The organism is Streptomyces sp. NPDC031210 (assembly GCF_055570395.1).
Window position 1 is genome coordinate 36,653 of sequence record NZ_JBVIHH010000005.1, and the last position, 19,414, is coordinate 56,066.

19 protein-coding genes are annotated in these 19,414 nt (G+C 71.8%); 9 read left to right on the forward strand and 10 right to left on the reverse strand.

Annotated features, from left to right (window positions below):
* Positions 1-12 precede the first annotated feature (12 nt).
* Genes ACZ45Z_RS11540 through ACZ45Z_RS11550 form a run of 3 tightly spaced genes read left to right on the forward strand, consistent with a single transcriptional unit; the run spans position 13 to position 2,581 of the window.
* Positions 13-1,482 carry an LCP family protein gene (locus ACZ45Z_RS11540; protein ID WP_468359929.1) on the forward strand — a complete coding sequence of 490 codons (1,470 nt, stop codon included), beginning with the start codon at positions 13-15 and terminating at the stop codon, positions 1,480-1,482.
* Positions 1,479-1,979: a hypothetical protein gene (locus ACZ45Z_RS11545; protein WP_468359932.1), complete on the forward strand. Its 501-nt coding sequence runs from the start codon at positions 1,479-1,481 to the stop codon at positions 1,977-1,979. Before ACZ45Z_RS11540 ends, ACZ45Z_RS11545 begins: the two co-directional genes overlap by 4 nt.
* Positions 1,980-2,008: 29 nt before the next feature.
* Complete coding sequence (locus ACZ45Z_RS11550) at positions 2,009-2,581, forward strand: VanZ family protein (protein WP_468359935.1); 573 nt, start codon at positions 2,009-2,011, stop codon at positions 2,579-2,581.
* Here the strand turns inward: ACZ45Z_RS11550 and ACZ45Z_RS11555 are convergent.
* Positions 2,532-3,086 (reverse strand): acyl-CoA thioesterase, encoded by a 555-nt coding sequence (locus tag ACZ45Z_RS11555; RefSeq protein WP_468359938.1) that lies wholly within the window; start codon positions 3,084-3,086, stop codon positions 2,532-2,534. The genes ACZ45Z_RS11550 and ACZ45Z_RS11555 overlap by 50 nt on opposite strands.
* A 251-nt stretch (positions 3,087-3,337) precedes the next feature.
* Here ACZ45Z_RS11555 and ACZ45Z_RS11560 point away from each other — a divergent pair, with 251 nt between their 5' ends.
* Positions 3,338-4,612, forward strand: coding sequence for an LCP family protein (locus ACZ45Z_RS11560; RefSeq protein WP_468359941.1), 1,275 nt, complete (start codon positions 3,338-3,340; stop codon positions 4,610-4,612).
* 75 nt (positions 4,613-4,687) lie between these two features.
* Here ACZ45Z_RS11560 and ACZ45Z_RS11565 read toward each other — a convergent pair whose 3' ends face one another.
* Positions 4,688-5,875, reverse strand: a complete 1,188-nt coding sequence (locus ACZ45Z_RS11565; RefSeq protein WP_468359943.1) for an acyl-CoA dehydrogenase family protein — start codon at positions 5,873-5,875, stop codon at positions 4,688-4,690.
* 210 nt (positions 5,876-6,085) lie between these two features.
* On the opposite strand from ACZ45Z_RS11565, the gene ACZ45Z_RS11570 reads away from it, so the two are divergent.
* Positions 6,086-7,426 (forward strand): UDP-glucose dehydrogenase family protein, encoded by a 1,341-nt coding sequence (locus ACZ45Z_RS11570; RefSeq protein ID WP_468359945.1) that lies wholly within the window; start codon positions 6,086-6,088, stop codon positions 7,424-7,426.
* A gap of 52 nt (positions 7,427-7,478) precedes the next feature.
* On the opposite strand, the gene ACZ45Z_RS11575 is transcribed toward ACZ45Z_RS11570, so the two are convergent.
* The gene (locus ACZ45Z_RS11575) at positions 7,479-8,039 is read right to left on the reverse strand and encodes a CGNR zinc finger domain-containing protein (protein ID WP_468359948.1); all 561 of its coding nucleotides are present in this window, start codon (positions 8,037-8,039) and stop codon (positions 7,479-7,481) included.
* A 74-nt stretch (positions 8,040-8,113) separates the two neighbouring features.
* On the opposite strand from ACZ45Z_RS11575, the gene ACZ45Z_RS11580 reads away from it, so the two are divergent.
* Entirely contained in the window at positions 8,114-8,479 is a 366-nt protein-coding gene (locus tag ACZ45Z_RS11580) for a VOC family protein (protein WP_468359951.1), read from the forward strand.
* 71 nt (positions 8,480-8,550) lie between these two features.
* Here the strand turns inward: ACZ45Z_RS11580 and ACZ45Z_RS11585 are convergent, their stop codons facing one another.
* From ACZ45Z_RS11585 to ACZ45Z_RS11595, 3 genes are read right to left on the reverse strand one after another with little or no spacing between them, the layout of a single operon-like run.
* Complete coding sequence (locus ACZ45Z_RS11585; protein WP_468359954.1) at positions 8,551-9,744, reverse strand: dipeptidase; 1,194 nt, start codon at positions 9,742-9,744, stop codon at positions 8,551-8,553.
* Positions 9,744-10,298, reverse strand: coding sequence for a 5-(carboxyamino)imidazole ribonucleotide mutase (purE, locus tag ACZ45Z_RS11590; protein ID WP_468359957.1), 555 nt, complete (start codon positions 10,296-10,298; stop codon positions 9,744-9,746). Before purE ends, ACZ45Z_RS11585 begins: the two co-directional genes overlap by 1 nt.
* Positions 10,295-11,425 carry a 5-(carboxyamino)imidazole ribonucleotide synthase gene (locus ACZ45Z_RS11595; protein WP_468360761.1) on the reverse strand — a complete coding sequence of 377 codons (1,131 nt, stop codon included), beginning with the start codon at positions 11,423-11,425 and terminating at the stop codon, positions 10,295-10,297. The genes purE and ACZ45Z_RS11595 overlap by 4 nt, the downstream gene beginning before the upstream one ends.
* A gap of 175 nt (positions 11,426-11,600) precedes the next feature.
* Here ACZ45Z_RS11595 and ACZ45Z_RS11600 point away from each other — a divergent pair, with 175 nt between their 5' ends.
* Together ACZ45Z_RS11600 and ACZ45Z_RS11605 are read left to right on the forward strand one after the other, a co-directional pair.
* Complete coding sequence (locus tag ACZ45Z_RS11600) at positions 11,601-12,032, forward strand: protease inhibitor I42 family protein (protein ID WP_468359961.1); 432 nt, start codon at positions 11,601-11,603, stop codon at positions 12,030-12,032.
* 168 nt (positions 12,033-12,200) lie between these two features.
* Positions 12,201-12,707, forward strand: coding sequence for a GtrA family protein (locus ACZ45Z_RS11605; protein WP_468359966.1), 507 nt, complete (start codon positions 12,201-12,203; stop codon positions 12,705-12,707).
* 96 nt (positions 12,708-12,803) lie between these two features.
* Here the strand turns inward: ACZ45Z_RS11605 and ACZ45Z_RS11610 are convergent, their stop codons facing one another.
* Positions 12,804-14,051, reverse strand: a complete 1,248-nt coding sequence (locus ACZ45Z_RS11610) for an ATP-binding protein (RefSeq protein WP_468359969.1) — start codon at positions 14,049-14,051, stop codon at positions 12,804-12,806.
* 68 nt (positions 14,052-14,119) lie between these two features.
* Positions 14,120-14,800: a response regulator transcription factor gene (locus ACZ45Z_RS11615; protein WP_397847611.1), complete on the reverse strand. Its 681-nt coding sequence runs from the start codon at positions 14,798-14,800 to the stop codon at positions 14,120-14,122.
* 488 nt (positions 14,801-15,288) lie between these two features.
* Here ACZ45Z_RS11615 and ACZ45Z_RS11620 point away from each other — a divergent pair, with 488 nt between their 5' ends.
* Positions 15,289-16,818 carry a peptide MFS transporter gene (locus tag ACZ45Z_RS11620; RefSeq protein WP_468359974.1) on the forward strand — a complete coding sequence of 510 codons (1,530 nt, stop codon included), beginning with the start codon at positions 15,289-15,291 and terminating at the stop codon, positions 16,816-16,818.
* A gap of 71 nt (positions 16,819-16,889) precedes the next feature.
* Here the strand turns inward: ACZ45Z_RS11620 and ACZ45Z_RS11625 are convergent, their stop codons facing one another.
* Positions 16,890-18,269, reverse strand: a complete 1,380-nt coding sequence (locus ACZ45Z_RS11625; RefSeq protein ID WP_468360764.1) for a hypothetical protein — start codon at positions 18,267-18,269, stop codon at positions 16,890-16,892.
* 44 nt (positions 18,270-18,313) lie between these two features.
* Positions 18,314-19,360 (reverse strand): hypothetical protein, encoded by a 1,047-nt coding sequence (locus tag ACZ45Z_RS11630; RefSeq protein WP_468360767.1) that lies wholly within the window; start codon positions 19,358-19,360, stop codon positions 18,314-18,316.
* Positions 19,361-19,414 lie beyond the last annotated feature (54 nt).

Here is a 19,414-nt window from a genome sequence, read left to right on the forward strand (position 1 = left end):
AGGTGTCCCCTTTTGACCGCGCCGTCCCGCACCGCCCCGCCCGCCTCCTCCCGCGCCGCCCGCGGGCGGCGGCGCGGCGGTGGCCGGCGGCCGCCGCGGACGCGCTGGGGCCTGCGGCTGTGCGGAGCCCTCTCCGCGCTGCTGATGGGTGCGAGCGGGGTCGGGCACGCCATGGTCACCGGCGTGGAGATCGGAATCGGCCGGGTGGACGCCTTCAAGGGCATGAACGACCGGCCCGGGGGCGGCGACGGCCTGAACTTCCTGATCGTGGGCACCGACGGCCGCGACAAGCTGTCGAAGGAACAGAGGAACCAGTACCACCTGGGCGGCGATCCCTGTCACTGCACCGACACCCTGATGCTGGTGCACCTCTCCGCCGACCGGGACCGCGCCAGCGTCGTCAGCCTGCCCCGCGACTCCTACGCGGAGGTGCCCGCGCACACCGACGCCACCGGCAAGGAGCACCCCGCCCGCCCCATCAAGCTGAACGCGGCGTACGCGGAGGGCGGCCCCACGCTCACCGTGCGGACCGTCGAGCACATGACGGGCGTGCACATCGACCACTACGTGGAGGTCGACTTCACCAGCTTCATGCGGAGCGTGGACGCGGTCGGCGGGGTGGAGATCTGCACCGTACGGCCGCTGAAGGACAGCTACTCGGGCCTGAACCTGCCGGTCGGCACGACGCGGCTGAGCGGCGGCCAGGCGCTGCAGTACGTGCGCTCCCGGCATGTCGACGGCTCCGCCGACCTCGGCCGGATGCAGCGCCAGCAGCGCTTCCTGGCCTCCCTGATCCACGAGATCACCTCCTCCGGAGTGCTGATGAATCCGATCCGCTTCAAGAACGTCGCCGACACGATGCTGGAGTCGGTACGGGCCGACGCCGGCTTCGACGCCAACGCCATGGTCGACCTCGGCCAGGCCATGCGCGGCTTCACGCCCTCCTCCTCGGAATTCACCTCCGTGCCGCTGGCCAGCATCAGCCACAAGGTGCCCGGCGTCGGCTCCACGGTGCGGTGGGACCCGGAGAAGTCCCGGCGGCTCTTCCAGGCCCTGCGCGACGACGAGCCGCTCGCGGTCCGCCCCGTCAGGAAGGAGCCGCGGCCCACGGTCGTGGACGTCCCGCCGGGTCAGGTCCGGGTGCACGTCGACAACGGCACCAAGCGGCAGGGCCTGGGCGAGCGGGTCGAGAAGGCGCTGCGCGCCACCGGCTTCGCGACCACCGGCCGGCCCACCATGACCGCGGGCGGCGCCGCTCCCCGTACGGTCATCGGCTACGACCCCCGGTGGGACCGCTCGGCCCGCTCGCTGGCCGCGGCGCTGCCCGGCGCGGAGCTGCGCCCGATGCCGTCGCAGGGGCCGATGATGCGGGTCACGCTCGGCCGGGACTTCAAGGCCGTCCACCTGGTCCGGGCGGAGGAGACGCCACGTGATCCGGGCGCGTTCTCGGCGATCACCGGTGACGAGGCGGTGTGCCGGTGAACGTTCCCGCGCCCCGCCGCACCGCGCTCGGCCCGCCCGAGGGCCGGTCCGCACCGCCCCCTCGCGCGCGCCGTGCCGCGGTCGCCGTCGCGGCCCTGTGCCTGATCGCGGCCACCGCCGCCGCGGCGCAGCCGGCTCCCGCCGTGCCGACCGGCTGCGGCGACCTGGTGCGCGGCCGGCTGTGCCTGCGCGGGCCGGTGGGGGCGCCGGGGACGTACACCGTGACCTACCGGCGCGACGGGGCGCCCGCCACGGGCCCCGGCACCGGCGCCGCCTTCCCGGGCGCGCTCGGCGCCCGCGAGGAGATCACAGTACGGCTGGGCTATCAGCGCAGGAACGCGCGGATCACCGCGTTTCCCGGCTGGTTCGGGACGCGGCGGACGGTGCGCGGCGCGGTCCGGCTGAGCGGCCGCGTCCCGATGCGGCCGGATGAATGCGTCCGGGGCGTCATGGAGCACGGGCCGACGGTGTTCGTCACCAAGTGGAGCTGTAGCTGATGTCCGGGATGTCCTGAGAGGGGTCCGTCGTGTGGCAGGTCGTACTGGGCATCACCCCCACCACCGTGGCGCTCTTCCTGGCCGCGGCCCTGGCCCTGGCGCTGGCGCTCGCCCTGTGGGCGGCCCGCTCCCCCGCGGCCACCGCGCCGCGCACCACCGCCGCGGTCCTGCTGGCGGGCTGGCTGGGGCTGGTCCTGGCGGCGACGCTCATCCCCTCCCAGCCGATCGGCTCCGGGGACGCCACGGTGTGGTGGCGGCCCGGCGAGGGGCTGCTCGACCCGGGCGCCCAGCTTCCGCCGGAGGAGCTGGCGATGCTGGTGCGCCAGCAGGTCGCGAACGCGGCGATGTTCCTGCCCGGGCCGCTGCTCCTGCGGTTCGCCGCGCCGGACCGCTCGGGCGCGGCGGGGTTCCTGCTCGGGGTGGGCCTGTGCGTGGCCATCGAGGCGGCGCAGCTCCTGCTGCGCGCCGGGCAGACCGCCGACGTCGACGACGTGCTGTGCGCGGCGGCCGGCAGCTTCCTCGGTGCCGGCCTGGCGCTGCTGGCGGTGGCGGTTACGCGTCGTCGAGTCCCTCGGCGGCACGTCGTCCGCGCAGCTCCATGATGGCGCGCCGCCGGGCGAGGCGGTGGGTGCGCCGGATCTGCGCCTCCTGGTAGCGGCGTTTGTCCCGCTCGGTCTCGGGGATCACCGGCGGCACCCGGCGCGGTTTGCCCTGTTCGTCGACGGCGGCGAAGACGAGGTAGGCGGAGCCGACCTGCTGCGCCGGGGTGGATTCGTTCCAGCGCTCGGCCAGGACCCGTACGCCGACCTCCATGGAGGACCGGCCCGTCCAGTTGACCTGCGCCTTGACATGGACCAGGTCGCCGACGCGGACGGGTTCGAGGAAGGCCATCTCGTCCATGGAGGCGGTCACCGCGGGCCCGCCGGAGTGCCGCCCGGCCACCGCGCCCGCCGCGTCGTCGACCAGCTTCATGATCACGCCACCGTGCACGGTCCCGAGGAGATTGGTGTCACCGGCGGTCATGATGTGCGACAGCGTGGTGCGCGAGACGGAGGTGGGCTTGCCCACCAGCTCGCCCTCCGGTGGGTTGGTGACGAGTTCGCTCATACCGCCAGCCTAAGCGGGCCGCACCCCGGCCCCGTGCCGCACGGAACGTGACGACCGTCTCGCCGCGGCGCCCGGCGGCCGCCCCGAAACGTTCCGGAATGAAGGATTCCATCGGCCGCGCCGGAATGGTGGCGTCCCCTTGCGGTATGCGGTCAAAGGCCCCCGTCACTTTGCATCAGCTCTGCAACAGCCCCGGCCCGATCCGGCACCCGGCCTGTCGAGCGGGCCCCCACGGCATGCACACTGCCGGTATGAATCAGTGGGGCGATGGGTGGTCCGGCGACCAGAACGGCAACCGGTACGGACGCGGCAGCGGCAGCGCCGAGCCGGACGGCGTGCGCGCCATGCCGCAGGTGCGGCGTGAGGCCGCGCCCGGATACGCGCGGCGCGAGCCGCCGCTGCCGCCCCAGATGTCGCCGCGCCCCGGCGGCGCCCCGCAGCGGCCCCCGGTCTACGACGACTACGACAGCGGCTACAACACCGGCCAGGTCTACGGCGACGGCGGCGGTGACGGCTATGACGGCCCCGGCCGTGGCGCCCGCCCCCGCCCCCGTTGGGGCCGCCGTATCAAGTGGACCGCGCTGACCCTGGTGACGCTGCTGCTCGTCGTCTCCGTCGCCACCTACTTCTGGGCGGACGGCAAGGTGCGCCGGGAGGTGGACCTGAGCAAGGTCATCGACCGGCCGGAGGCCGGCGACGGCACGAACTACCTGATCGTCGGCTCGGACAGCCGTGAGGGCATGTCCGCCGCGGAGAAGAAGAAGCTGCACACCGGCTCCGCCGAGGGCAAGCGCACCGACTCCATGATGATCCTGCACGACGGCGGCAACGGCCCCACCCTGCTGTCCCTGCCGCGTGACTCGGACGTCGAGATCCCCTCGTTCGTCGGCTCCGACTCGGGCAAGAAGTACCCGGGGACCGGCCGCCACACCAAGCTCAACGCCGCCTACGCCGAGGACGGCCCCGAGCTGCTGGTGCGCACCGTGGAGTTCAACACCAAGCTGCACATCGACCACTACGTCGAGATCGGCTTCGCGGGCTTCGCCAACATCGTGGACGCGATCGGCGGCGTCGAGATGAACATCCCCAAGGCGTTCAAGGACAAGGACTCCGGCGCCGACTTCCCCGCCGGCAAGCAGACGCTGAGCGGCCAGCAGGCGCTGGCCTTCGTCCGGACCCGGCACGCCTTCGCGACCCAGGACCTGGAGCGCACGAAGAACCAGCAGAAGTTCCTGGCCTCGCTGGCGAGCCAGGCGGCCACCCCGGGCACGGTCCTGAACCCCTTCAAGCTCTACCCGACGATGGGCGCCGGCCTGGACACGCTCATCACCGACAAGGACATGAGCCTGTGGGACCTGGGCCAGATGTTCTTCGCGATGAAGGGCGTCACGGGCGGCGAGGGCAAGTCGATGAACATGCCGATCGCCGGCAGCAGCGGCGGCAACCTGCTGTGGGACAAGGCCAAGCTCACCCAGCTCGTCCAGCAGTTCAACGCGGACGAGAAGGTCACCGTCAGCGGCGACTGACCGCCCGCCCGATAACGACGAGGGGCCCCGGACCGCACGGCAGCGGTCCGGGGCCCCTTTTCGCGGGCGCGGGCGTTACGGCAGGTTGCGCGCCATCACGATGCGCTGCACCTGGTTGGTGCCCTCGTAGATCTGGGTGATCTTCGCGTCCCGCATCATGCGCTCGACCGGGTAGTCACGGGTGTAGCCGTAGCCGCCGAGCAACTGGACGGCGTCGGTGGTGATCTCCATGGCGGCGTCGGAGGCGTAGCACTTGGCGGCGGCGCCGAAGAACGTCAGGTCCTCGTCCTTGCCGCCGGCCGAGATCCGCTCCGACTTGGCGGCCGCGGCGTAGGTGAGCTGGCGGGCGGCCTCCAGCTTCATGGCCATGTCCGCGAGCATGAACTGCACGCCCTGGAAGTCGCCGATCGGCTTGCCGAACTGCTTGCGCTCCTGGACGTAGCCCTTGGCGTAGTCCAGGGCGCCCTGGGCGATGCCGAGCGCCTGGGCCGCGATGGTGATGCGGGTGTGGTCCAGGGTCTTCATGGCGGTCGCGAAGCCGGTGCCCTCCGCGCCGATCATGCGGTCGGCGGGGATGCGGACGTTGTCGAGGTAGACCTCGCGGGTCGGCGAGCCCTTGATGCCGAGCTTCTTCTCCGGGGCGCCGAAGGACACGCCCTCGTCGCCCTTCTCCACCACGAAGGCGGAGATGCCCTTGGAGCGCTTTTCGGGGTCGGTGACGGCCATCACCGTGTAGTACTCGCTGACGCCGGCGTTGGTGATCCAGCGCTTCACGCCGTTGAGGACGTAGTGGTCGCCGTCGCGGACGGCCTTGGTCTTCATACCGGCCGCGTCGGAGCCGGCGTCCGGCTCGCTCAGGCAGTACGAGAACATCGCGTCGCCCTTGGCGAGCGGCGTGAGGAACTTCTTCTTCAGCTCCTCGGAGCCGGAGAGGATGACCGGCAGCGAGCCGAGCTTGTTGACCGCCGGGATGAGGGAGGAGGAGGCACAGACGCGGGCGACCTCCTCGATGACGATGACGGTGGCCAGCGCGTCGGCGCCGGCACCGCCGTAAGCCTCCGGTACGTGGACGGCGTGCAGGTCGGCGGCGACCAGCGCCTCCAGCGCCTCCTGGGGGAAGCGCGCCTCCTCGTCCACAGCGGCGGCGAAGGGCGCGATTTTCGCCTCGGCGAGCGCACGCACCGACTCGCGGAGCATGTCGTGCTCCTCGGACGGCCGGTACAGACCGAAATCAGCGACCGAGTTTTTTCCCGCTGGCGCCAAGGTTTCTCACTCCCCTGAGAGCTGACTGAAATGCTAACTACCGTTAAGTAACCCGTTACGCACCGGATTCTAGGCGCCGGGGCCGCCGGGGGGATACGTGAGGTTGCCGACAGGCCCGGTGGGGCCCCGGTGCCGCACGGCTGGAGTGGGCTCCTCCGCGCGCGACTATGCTCGGTCCGCGCAGTTTCCCCTTACGCGTCTGGAGCATCCATGGCCCTCAAGATCACCGTGATCGGCACCGGCTACCTCGGTGCCACCCACGCGGCCGCCATGGCCGAGCTGGGCTTCGAGGTGCTGGGCCTGGACGTCGTCCCCGAGAAGATCGAGATGCTGGGGCGCGGCGAGGTCCCCATGTACGAGCCGGGGCTGGCGGAACTGCTGCGCAAGCACGTCGACGGTATCGAGGGCTCCAGCGGCCGGCTGCGGTTCACCACCTCCTACGAGGAGGCCGGCGCGTTCGGCGATGTGCATTTCGTCTGTGTGAATACCCCGCAGAAGCACGGTGAATACGCCTGCGACATGTCGTACGTGGAAGCCGCCTTCGACTCGCTCGCGCCGCATCTGACCCGGCCCGCGCTGGTCGTCGGCAAATCCACGGTGCCGGTGGGCAGCGCGGCCCGGCTCGCCCGGCGGCTGGCGGACCTGGCTCCGGCCGGTGAGGACGCCGAGCTGGCCTGGAACCCGGAGTTCCTGCGCGAGGGCTTCGCCGTCCAGGACACCCTGCACCCCGACCGGATCGTCGTGGGTGTCGCCAGCGAGCGGGCCGAGGAGCTGCTGCGGCAGGTCTACGCCACGCCGGTCGGCGAGGGTTCGCCGTTCATCGTCATGGACTACCCCACCGCGGAGCTGGTCAAGACCTCCGCCAACTCCTTCCTCGCGACGAAGATCTCCTTCATCAACGCGATGGCGGAGGTGTGCGAGGCGGCCGACGGCGATGTGGTGAAGCTGGCCGAGGCCATCGGGCACGACGAGCGGATCGGCAAGAAGTTCCTGCGGGCCGGCATCGGCTTCGGCGGCGGCTGCCTGCCCAAGGACATCCGGGCGTTCATGGCCCGCGCCGGCGAGCTGGGCGCCGACCAGGCGCTGACGTTCCTGCGCGAGGTCGACTCCATCAACATGCGGCGCCGCGGCCACATGGTCGAGCTGACCCGTGACGCGGTGGGCGGCAGCTTCCTGGGCAAGCGGGTCGCCGTGCTGGGCGCGACGTTCAAGCCGGACTCCGATGACGTGCGCGACTCCCCCGCGCTCAACGTGGCGGGCCAGATCCACCTCCAGGGCGGGCAGGTCACCGTCTACGACCCCAAGGGCATGGACAACGCCCGGCGGCTCTTCCCGACCCTGGGCTACGCCGACACCGCGGCCGAGGCGGCGCGCGGCGCGGACGTGGTGCTGCATCTGACGGAGTGGCGCGAGTTCCGCGAGCTGGACCCGGCCGCCCTGGGCGAGGTGGTCAGCGAGCGGCGCGTGCTGGACGGCCGCAACGCGCTGGACCCCGAGCTGTGGCGCAAGGCCGGCTGGACCTACCGGGCGCTGGGCCGCCCGCGCGCCTGACGGCGAGGGGCCCTCGGGACGACCGGGCCCTGTGGACGACCGCGCCGGGCGCCTAGTCCATGGCGCGGCGGGCGCGGTAGGCCCGCATCTTCGCCCGGCTGCCGCAGACCGCCATGGTGCACCAGCGGCCACGCCCGGCCGGGCTCCTGTCGTAGAAGGCCCACCGGCAGTCGTCCGCCTCGCACGCCTTGAGGCGCTGCCAGGTGCCGTCGGCGACCGCCGTGGCGATGCCCGCGGAGATCCGGGCCATCAGGCGGGCGGTGCCCTGGAGGCCGTCGGCCGGTCGCAGCGCCGCGCCGCCGTCGGGGGTGAAGGACAGCACCAGGGGCGCGCGGCCGAGCAGCCGGTCCAGGGTGCGGGCCGCTTCCCCCGGCACGGCGCCGCGGACGGTATGGGCGAGGCAGACGGCGCGCAGCGCCTCCCGCAGCTCCTGGAGCTCCCGTACGGCCGCCCGCTCGTCCTGGCCCGCGCCGGGCTCCGGCATGCCGTGTGCGCGGAGGAACGCGCCGAGGCCGTCCTCGGCGGTCAGCGCGTCCGCGCCGGTCTCCACGTCCAAGGTGTTCACCAGGTCCTGCACCAGGAGCAGGACTTCCGGAGCTGTTCGGTCGGCCACCCTTGAAACGTTACCGCCGGAAGGCCATCATGCAGTAACGAGGTTACCGGTTGAAGCGACAAGGAGGTAACGCCATGGCCCTCATCGAGCTAGGTGTGACCGTGCTGGACTGCCCCGACCCCGCCGCCCTGGCCGACTTCTACGCCGAGGTGCTCGGCTGGCGGGCCGGCGGTGAGGGCGAGTGGTACGAAGTCGCCGGCCCCGAGGGCAGGAAGCTCGCCTTCCAGCGGGTGGCCGACTACCAGCCGCCCCGCTGGCCCGGCCAGGACCAGCCCCAGCAGCTCCACCTCGACTTCGACGTACGCACCGCGGACATCGCCGAGGCCGAGGCCAAGGTCCTCGCGCTGGGCGCCAAGCTCGTCCAGGGCGACGAGGGCGTACGCGACTTCCGGGTCTACCTCGACCCGGTGGGGCACCCCTTCTGCCTCTGCATGAAGTGACGGCAGCCTGAGGCGGCGCCGCCTGCGTGTGACGGCCACCTGAGCCCGGCGGCCGTCACACGGGGCGGCGCTCAGCCGTCCAGTTGCTCGATCGTCGCGTTCGACGGGCCGCGTTCGGCCCGTTCCGCGCGGGCGACGTCCTCCGCGGCACGCAGGGTGCGGACCGCGTTCTTCCAGGTGAGCTTGGCGAGGTCGGCGGACGACCAGTTGCGGTCGAGCAGTTCGCCGAGCAGCCGGGGGTAGCCGGCGACGTCGGGCAGGTCGGCCGGGGTGAAGGCGGTGCCGTCGTAGTCGCCGCCGAGGCCGAGGTGGTCGATGCCGGCGACCTCGCGCATGTGGTCGAGGTGGTCGGCGACGTCCGCCGCGGTGGCCTGCGGCATCGGGTGGTCGGCCTGGAACGCCCGCTGGACCCGCATCGCCTCGGGTGTGGTGTCCAGGTGGTGGAAGCCGTGCGCCCGCATGTTCTCGTCCGCGCGCAGCGTCCACTCGCCGATCGCGGGGACCACGAACTTCGGGACGAACGTGGCCATCGCGATGCCGCCGTTGTCCGGCAGCCGCTCCAGGACGTCGTCGGGGATGTTGCGCGGGTGGCCGCAGATCGCACGGGCGGAGGAGTGCGAGAAGATCACCGGCGCCCGGCTGACGCGCAGCGCGTCGCGCATCGTCTCGGCCGCGACGTGGGAGAGGTCGACGAGCATGCCGAGGCGGTTCATCTCGCGGACGACCTCCTCGCCGAAGGCGCTCAGGCCGCCCGCCCGCGGCTCGTCGGTCGCCGAATCCGCCCAGGCCAGCGAGTCGTTGTGGGTGAGCGTGAGGTAGCGGACGCCCAGTTCGTGCAGCGCGCGCAGGGTGGCCAGCGAGTTGTTGATGGAGTGGCCGCCCTCGGCGCCCATCAGGGAGGCGATGACGCCGTCCGCGCGGGCGGCCTCCATGTCGTCGGCGGTGCGCGCCAGCCGCAGGTCGTCCGGGTAGCGGGCGGCCAACTGCCGTACGCCGTCGATCTGTTCGAGGGTGGCGCTGACCGCCTCGTCACCCTGGTAGTCCGAGCGGACGTAGACCGACCAGAACTGCGCGCCGACGCCGCCGGCCCGCAGGCGTGGCAGGTCGGTGTGCAGATACGCGGACTGGTCGGCGGCGAGGTCGCGCCGGTCGAGGTCGTAGCGGACCTGCTGGCGCAGCGCCCAGGGCAGGTCGTTGTGACCGTCGACGACCGGGAACTCGGCGAGCAGCTCGGCGACCCGCGGGTCGGGCGCGGCCGCGGGCATCACTTGCTCCCGAAGCCGAAGGCGTCCGGGGAGGCGACCTTGCTGCGCAGCCGCTTGCCCTTCTCCGTGGCCTGGTCGTTCAGCTCCTGCTGGAACTCCCGCATGCGGCCCTGGAGTTCGTCGTCGTGGGCGGCGAGGATGCGGGCGGCGAGCAGTCCGGCGTTACGGGCGCCGGCGACGGAGACGGTGGCGACGGGGACACCGGCCGGCATCTGCACGATCGAGAGCAGGGAGTCCATGCCGTCGAGGTACTTGAGCGGGACGGGGACGCCGATGACCGGCAGCGGGGTGACGGAGGCGAGCATTCCGGGGAGGTGGGCCGCTCCGCCCGCGCCGGCGATGATCGCCTTCAGGCCGCGCTCGGCCGCGTTCTCGCCGTAGGCGATCATTTCGCGCGGCATGCGGTGGGCCGAGACGACGTCGACCTCGTAGGGAATCTCGAACTCGTCGAGGGCCTTGGCGGCGGCCTCCATGACGGGCCAGTCGGAGTCGGAACCCATGACGATGCCGATGAGGGGGGAGCCGGCCGGCGCCCCGGGAGAGCTGGAGGTCATTCGGTGATTGTTCCTCGCAGGTAGCCGGCGGCGTGCGCGGCGCGCTCGCGCACGTCGGCCAGGTCGTCGCCGTAGGTGTTGACGTGTCCGACCTTGCGGCCCGGCTTCACGTCTTTGCCGTACATGTGAATCTTCAACCGCGGATCACGTGCCATGCAATGGAGGAACGCCGCATACATGTCCGGGTAGTCGCCGCCGAGGACGTTGGCCATGACCGTCCACGGGGCGCGCGGGCGCGGATCGCCGAGCGGCAGGTCCAGGACGGCGCGGACGTGGTTGGCGAACTGCGAGGTGATCGCGCCGTCCTGCGTCCAGTGGCCGGAGTTGTGCGGGCGCATCGCGAGTTCGTTGACGAGGACGGCCGGTGCGCCGTCGGCGTCCCGGACCTCGAACAGCTCGACCGCCAGGTGGCCGACGACGCCCAGCTCGTCCGCGATCCGCAGGGCGAGTTCCTGCGCGTGGGTGGAGAGCCGGTCGGAAAGGCCGGGGGCCGGGGCGATCACGGTGTCGCAGACGCCGTTGACCTGGATCGACTCCACGACCGGGTAGGCGACGGCCTGGCCGTGCGGCGAGCGCACGACGTTGGCGGCCAGCTCCCGGACGAAGGGGACCTTCTCCTCCGCCAGGACGGGCACCCCGGCGCGGAACGGATCGACCGCCTCCTTGGAGGATCGTACGACCCATACGCCCTTGCCGTCGTAGCCGCCGCGAACGGTCTTCAGGACCACCGGGAAGCCCTCGCCCTCGGCGGCGAACCGCTCGACGTCGGCCGGGTCGCTCACGATCCGGTGGCGCGGGCAGGGCGCGCCGATCGCGTCGAGCTTCGCCCGCATCACGCCCTTGTCCTGGGCGTGCACCAGCGCGTCGGGGCCGGGCCGGACGGGGATGCCGTCGGCCTCCAGGGCCCGCAAGTGCTCGGTGGGGACGTGCTCGTGATCGAAGGTGATCACATCGCAGCCGCGGGCGAAGGCGCGCAGTGTCGCCAGGTCGCGGTAGTCGCCGATGACGACATCGCCGACCACCTGCGCCGCCGAGTCCTGCGGGGTGTCACTGAGGAGCTTGAACTTGATGCCGAGGGGGATGCCTGCCTCGTGGGTCATACGGGCGAGCTGACCGCCGCCGACCATGCCGACTACCGGGAACGTCACGCCCCCAGGGTATCCGCCCGGAGGCGCTGCCCCGACCCCGACTTGGAGGATCATCCAGGAGCGCCCGTTCGAGGGGAGTTCGACCCAAGATCGACGGGGACGGTTACGCTCGGGACGCGGCGGGGAAACGGGACGCGGCGAAGGGGGATGCCGGATGAGGAACGGCGGCATATCGAGGCACTCCGGGACACTGGTGATCATCGTCGCGGTCGCGGCGCTGCTGGTCGCCGTCCACTCGGTGATCAGCCAGCTCTCCGGCCCCGAGGTCTTCGGCCCCGAAGGTGGCGAGATATCCGTCTCGCCCGGCGAACACTTCGCGGTGAAGGTCAGGGACGACCCCGCCGACGGCTTCCACTGGATCATCGCCGCGCCCCGCCCCGATCCGGCCGTCCTCAAAGCCGCCGGCGGGCACGCCGACTCCGACGACGGGCCACGCCCCGGCTCGGACGGCTTCCGCTACCTCGACTTCGAGGCGGTGGGCGCCGGGCGTACGGACCTGCGGCTGCTGCACTGCCGCCGCTGCGGCTCCGCGGCGGCCGACGAGGAGGGCGCCGGCTCCCTCAACTTCCGCGTCACCGTGGGCTGACCGCCCGCGCGCCCCGCCCTCCGCGCTCCGGCGCGATGTGCCGGGGGGTCCCTTTTGAGCCGCGGCCGACGGGCGGCGGGCAGCGCCTCCGGGCGCTGGTTAGCATGAGGGGGGACCACGCTTGACGGCCCGCGACATCCGCCCACGACGGGGAGCTGAACGACCACGATGAGTGAACGGAGCGCACTGCGGTCCAGGCTGGAGGCGCTCGCCCGGGAAGTGCTGAAGTTCGGCGCCGTCGGCGGCACCGGAGTCGTCGTGAATCTCGCGGTGTTCAACCTCATCCGGCACCTGACCGAGGTGCCCGTCGTGCGGGCAAGCATCCTGGCGACCGTCGTGGCGACCGGCACCAACTACCTCGGCTACCGCTACTTCACCTACCGCGACCGCGACCGGCGGGGCCGCACCAAAGAGCTCGCGCTGTTCCTGCTGTTCAGCGTGGCCGGCCTGGTGATCGAGAACGGCGTCCTCTACACCGCGACCTATGGTTTCGGCTGGGACAGCCCGCTGCAGAGCAACATCTTCAAGTTCCTCGGCATCGGCGTCGCCACCCTCTTCCGCTTCTGGTCCTACCGCACCTGGGTCTTCCGGGCACTGCCCGCCCGCGAGGCCGTGGAGACCGCCGAGTCGTTCCTCGCCGACTCCCGGCGGCCGCGCACCACCACCCGTAAGTAGCCGTCGCCGGGCCGGGCTTCGCATCCCGGCCGCGCTTCGTCCCCCGCGACGTGCTGCGTCCCCCGCGACGTGCTTCGTCCCCGAGGCGGGCGGGCCTCACTCCTCGCTCGGGCCGGCCTCCCGGGCCAGGAACAGCGCGAACACCGGCGGCGACTGCTGCACCAGCTCCAGCCGCCCGCCGTCCGCCTCCGCCAGGTCCCGGGCCACGGCCAGCCCCAGCCCGGTGGAGTTGCGCCCCGAGACCGTCCGCTCGAAGACCCGCGAGCCGAGATCCGGGGGCACCCCGGGGCCGGCGTCGGTGACCTCCACGACCACCTGGTTGCCGGTGACCCGCGTACGCAGCGCGACCGTTCCGTCGCCGTGCATCAGCGAGTTCTCGATGAGGGTGGCCAGCACCTGGGCGACCGCGCCGGGCGTGCCGACGGCCCGCAGCCCCTTCTTCCCGGAACGGACGATGGCCCGCCCCGCGCTGCGGTAGGCCGGCCGCCACTCCTCGATCTGCTGCTTGACCACCTCGTCCAGATCGAAGGCGACCGCCGAGCCGCTGCGCGGATCACGCGAGTTGGTCAGCAGCCGCTGGACGACGTCGGTGAGCCGCTCCACCTGCGCCAGCGCGATGGTGGCCTCTTCCTTCACGGTGTCCGGATCGTCGGTGAGGGTGATCTCCTCCAGCCGCATGGAGAGCGCGGTCAGCGGCGTCCGGAGCTGGTGGGAGGCGTCGGCGGCCAGGCGGCGCTCGGCGGTCAGCATCCGGGCGATCCGCTCGGCGCTGGCGTCCAGCACGTCGGCGACCCGGTCCAGCTCCTGGACGCCGTAGCGGCGGTGGCGCGGGCGGGGGTCGCCGGAGCCGAGCCGTTCGGCGGTCTCGGCGAGGTCGGTGAGCGGGGCGGTCAGCCGGCGGGCCTGGCGGATGGCGAGGATCACGGCGGCGATGATCGCCAGCAGCGCCACGGCCAGGATGACCAGCAGCGTCCGGCCGATCTCCGCGCTGACCGTCGAGCGGGACTCCTGGACCGTGACGGCCTCGCCCCGGTCACCGTGCACCGAGGACTCGATGACCTCGCCCGAGGGACGCCGTCCGATCTCGATGGGCGGCTTGCCGGGCACCTTGATCAGCGCGTGCCGCTTGGCGGTGATCTGCTCGGAGAGGATCTGCGGGGTGATCTTCTCGCCGCTGCCCAGCCGGCTCTCCACGATGCCCACCAGCCGGACCGCCTCGGACGCCACGCTCTCCTGCGCGCCCGACTGGATGGTGCGGGTCTCGACGATGACGAGCGAGACGCCGAAGACGGCGATCACGACAAGCACCACGGCGAGGGTGGAGTTGATCAGGCGGCGGCGCACGGTGCCCTCCGGGCGGGAACTCGACGGTGCTCTTCCGGTCTCCCGCCCGCGGCAGGGGCCCGGGCGCCTCAGCTCTTTTCGAAGCGGAAGCCGACACCGCGGACGGTGGCGATGTAGCGGGGGTTGGCGGCGTCGTCCCCGAGCTTCTTGCGGAGCCAGGAGATGTGCATGTCCAGCGTCTTCGTCGACGACCACCAGGTCGTGTCCCAGACCTCGCGCATGAGCTGGTCGCGGGTGACGACCCGGCCGGCGTCCCGCACCAGCACCCGCAGCAGGTCGAACTCCTTCGCCGTGAGCTGGAGTTCCTCCTCCCCCATCCACGCGCGGTGCGACTCGACGTCGATGCGTACGCCGTGGGTGGCGGGCGGCTGCTGGGGCTCGGCGCTGGAGCCGCGGCGCAGCAGCGCCCGTACGCGGGCGAGGAGTTCGGCCAACCTGAAGGGCTTGGTGACGTAATCGTCGGCACCGGCGTCCAGCCCCACGACGGTGTCCACCTCGTCGGCGCGGGCGGTCAGCACCAGGATGGGGAAGGAGTGGCCCTCGTTGCGCAGCCGGCGCGCGACTTCCAGACCGTCCATGCCGGGCAGTCCCAGGTCGAGTACGACCAGGTCGATGTTGCCCTGGAGACCGGCGTCGAGCGCCGTGGGGCCGTCCTCGCGCACCTCGACTTCGTAACCCTCGCGGCGCAGTGCGCGGGCGAGCGGCTCCGAGATGGACGCGTCATCCTCGGCGAGCAGTACACGGGTCATGGCCCGATGGTAGTCCGATGTATCGCGCCCGAGGGGCGGACCAGGGGGGCGCGACGACGGCGGACCGTTTCGCCGCCGGCGGTCCGAGGGGGGCGGCCACCGGCGGGCCGGGCGGCAACGAAGGTTCCCGGAACGAATGTGAGCGTTGTCTCACGGTCCCCAAACGAGCGTTAACGCGACGTATGGTGTCCGGACGTCCGTCGCACAACTCCGGGACCGTGGCTCTTAACTGAGAGCCGGCGGTCCCTGTTGTGTGCGGGGCTGGAACCACCAGCCCCGCACGCAGTGAATGACCTGACGACCGGGTCCGCCGCGCAGCAGCACGGGGGGCGTGGATCCCGGTGCACGACCGTCCTGCCGGCACCGCCTCGCATGGTGCCGAACCCCCCGGACGTGGGGGCGGGCATGTCTGCACCGGTGCCGGTCACCCCCACAAGGGCGCGTATCGGGACTCTCGAACGCGTCCCGAGCAGACCAAGGAATCTTCCATGGCGTCCAGCCTGACGAAGGACACCGCCCAGCAGGGAACCCCTGCGGACGACGGCAAGACCTTCTTCGGCCACCCCCGCGGACTGGCCCCTCTCTTCATGACCGAGATGTGGGAGCGCTTCAGCTATTACGGCATGCGCGCCCTGCTCGTCGTCTACCTGATCTCCGGCGGCCCGGACGCCGAAACCGGCGCCCAGGGCGGCGGTCTGGCCATGAACGCGGCCACCGCCTCGGCCATCTACTCCATCTATGTGGCGATGGTCTATCTCCTGGCCCTGCCCGGAGGTTGGTTCGGCGACCGCGTCTGGGGACCGCGCAAGACCGTCGCGGTCGCAGCCGGCGTGATCATGTCCGGCCACCTGGCACTGGCGGTACCGGGCCAGGCGATGTTCTTCGTCGGCCTGGCGCTGGTCGCGGTGGGCTCGGGTCTGCTGAAGGCCAACATCTCGACGATGGTCGGCCACCTTTACGACGGCCCCCAGGACCCCCGCCGGGACGGCGGCTTCACCATCTTCTACATGGGCATCAACATCGGTGCCTTCGCGGCGCCGCTGGTCATCGGCACCGTCGGCCAGAGCGTCAACTGGCACATGGGCTTCGCGCTGGCGGCGCTCGGCATGGGCCTTGGCCTGGTGTCGTTCCTGATCGGCACCCGCCACCTCAACCCGAAGTCCAGCGTCGTGCCGACCCCGCTGCGGGCGGAGGAGCGCACCACCTGGCTGCGCAAGGGCCTGATCTGGGTCGCGGTCGCCGCGGTCTTCTACGGCGTGGTCGCCTTCACCGGTCACTTCACGCTGAACTGGGCGCTGATCCCGCTCGCCCTGCTCGGCCTGATCATCCCGATCACGGTCCTGGCGCGCATCAAGCGCGACAAGGAGCTGACCGACACCGAGCAGACCAAGGTCAGCGGCTACATCTGGTTCTTCGTGGCCGCCGCGGTGTTCTGGATGATCTTCGACCAGGCGGGCTCGACGATGTCCGTCTTCGCGGAGAAGAAGACGAACGGCGAGGTCTTCGGGCTGAGCTTCCCCTCCTCGTGGTTCCAGTCCGTGAACCCGCTGTGGGTCATGGCCCTCGCCCCGGTGTTCGCCTGGCTGTGGCTGCGGCTGGCGCGCCGCGACCGCGAGCCGAGCACCACGCTGAAGTTCTCGATGGCGATGGTCTTCATCGGTGCCTCGTTCGCCGTCTTCATCGTCCCGATGCTGATGGCCTCGGACGGTTCGAAGGTCAGCCCGCTGTGGCTGCTCTCCATTTACATGATCCAGACCATCGGCGAGCTGTGCCTGTCCCCGGTCGGCCTGTCGGTGACCACCAAGATGGCGCCGCAGAAGTACGCGAGCCAGATGCTGGGCGTGTGGTTCCTGGCCGTCACCGCGGGTGACTGCGTCGTCACTCTGCTGTCCACCGGCGGCGCGGACCTCAGCGGTATCCCGGTGCTGGCCGTCGAGGCCGGGGTGGCGGTGCTGGCCGGTCTGGCGATCTACCTGAGCCGCAAGAAGATCGTCGCGCTGATGGGCGATGTCCACTGATGCGACCGTTAACCGTGGAAGGGCCCGGCACGTTGATCGTGCCGGGCCCTTCTGTGTGCGGTGGGCGGGTGCTAACGGCGCAGCCGCCGCCACGGGGTGAAGGTGAAGACCGCGCCGCCCAGCAGGATGACGGTCCCGGCGACGAGGCCGAGGGCGGCCAGGCCGCCGTGGTCGCTCGCGCCGGTCTCGGCCAGTCCGCCGCCGGTGGAGCCGGAGGCGCCGGCCGTCCCGGCGGTGGCACCGCCGGAATCGGCCGAGCCGCCCGCGGAACCACTCGCCGAGCCTCCGGAAGCGCCGCCCGGCTGGGCCGAGGTGTCCAGTGCCAGGGAGACGCCGGGGTCCTTCTCCGGGGTGCAGGTCGTGGTCGTCCCCAGGGCGTTGACGGTGAGCACGCCCGGTGTCAGCGTCGCCTTCCCGGTCGCGCCGGGCTTGTACGTGCCCTTCAGATCGGGAATCTCGATCGGCTGCCCGGATTTGATCGGCTCGGCGTTCGCCGGACCGTCCACCTTGACCGTCCCCTTGTCCGCGCCGCCAACCTTGACGTCCATCGACGGTTTGACCGAACCCTTGGGAATGTCCGCCGGGCTGTCCATGACGGACTTGCGGAACTTCACCGTGAGGTCGTAAGCGCCGCCCTTCTTCACGGCGTTGATCTGCACCGGCGAGGTCGCCTTCTTGTCGCCGATGGGGGTCTTGCAGGCGTAGGGGACCTGCACTTCCGTGCCTTTGTAGGCGGTGCCGTCGGGGTCGCCGCCGGTACCGCCGGATCCGCCCGAAGCGGCCGATCCGCCAGAGCCGGCCGTACCGCCCGACGTGCCCGAACCGCCCGACGTACCGGCGCTCGTGCCGCCGTCGGTCGTCCCGCCGGTGCTTGTCCCGCCGGTGCTCGTACCGCCGTCGCTGGTACCGCCGCTGCCGCCGGTGGTCGTACCGCCCGTCGTGCCCCCGCCATCGGTCACCGTGATGGTGACCGCGGGCTTCACGGCCTCCTTGGGTGAGCACTTGGTGTCCGTGGAGATCGGCTTGTTGACGTTGATGTTGTAGAAACCGGGCGCCAGCGTGACCTCGCCGGGCTTCTCCAGCTTCAGCCGGCCCTTCATGTCGGACAGCTTCATCGGACTGTTCTTCGGGATCGGCGGATTCTCCCGCGCGCCCTTCATCGCCAGCTCCCCGGCCTGTGCCCCGGCCACCTTGATGATGCCGGTCGGCTGGACGGTGTCGGCGCCCAGATCGAGGATGTCGGGGTTCTTCGACGCTCCCTCGACCGTCTTCCACACCACCTCGATCTCGTCGCCGACCTTCGCCGTCGCCGGCGCGCTGACCTCCACCTTCGTCGTGCCCTGGACCGGTGGCAGCCCCGATATCGGCGGCGGCAGACACTCCGTCCGGTACGCCACTTCCGCGGCCCGGGCGGGCCCGGCCGTGACCAGGACACCCGCACCCGCGAGCATCAGCGCGGCCGCCGAGGCCACACCGGCTCTCCTCCGTTGCCTCATCACGCAGAACCTTTCGACGTCGGTCGTTCGGTTGATGTGGTCGTGGACGGTGCGGTGTCCGGGGTGAACCACGGCAGCGCGGCGGAGCCGTCCGGCGGACCGGGCCGCTCCCCCGCCTTGCCGCGTACGGGGGATCTGCCGCGTACGGGGGGTCTGCCCCCGTCGTTCGCGCGGCGGTGCGGCCGGTGCGGGCGCGGACGCAGGCGGTCCACGATCGCCATCCCGATACGGAACACCGCCGTCGGGATCACCAGGCACAGCAGCACCCAGAAGAGCGTCACACCCCACGGCCGGCCGACCCCCCACGGCTGCTCGACCAGGATCCTGCCGCCGTACTTCAGCGAGACCAGATAGTCGCCGTGCGCGCCGACCGCGAGTTCCACCGGCAGTCTGATCTCGGCTTTCTTCCCGGCGGGCACGCTGCCCCGCCACTGCTGCTCCTCCCATACGGGGGCGAAGACGCCGTGCGAGGTGCCGACCTGGAAGACGGGGTCGGTGGCGGGCGCCGAACCGACGTTGCCGACCGTGACGACCAACTCCCGTTGCGGCGGCGCGCCGAACCAGGTCAGCAGGCCGCCGCTGCCCTCCAGCCGGGGCCGGTCCACTACGGCCAGGCGGCCGCCGGTGCTCTCCCGGGGCAGCGGCGCCACCGGATGGCCCGCCACCTTGAGCACGGCGTCCGCGGCCTGCGTCCCTCCCGTCACGGTCGCCACATGCACCACGCATGGACAGGGCTTGGGCGGCTCGGCGACCGGCAGACGCTTGCGGAACGCGCCCCGGGTGTCGGTGGTGACGGCCCGCCCGTCGCCGTTCGCGCAGGCGTTGGTACCGCCGATCATGTTCTGTCCGCAGATCAGCAGCGTGAGCAGCGCCTTGGGCCGCCAGCCGTGACCGGTCACGGTCAGGGTGCCGCCCTTGCCGGCCTCCTGGTCGGAAAGCGCCACGGAGGGGTGGGGGCGGGGGCTCGTCTCGTACGGAGAGGCGGCGTGCGCCGTGGGCGGCGGGGTGAGGGACAGGCCCAGGGCGAGCACGAAGGCGACGACCATGGCCGGTGGGAGCGCGAGCGCGGTGGCGGCCCGGCGCAGGGCTCGGCGGACGGG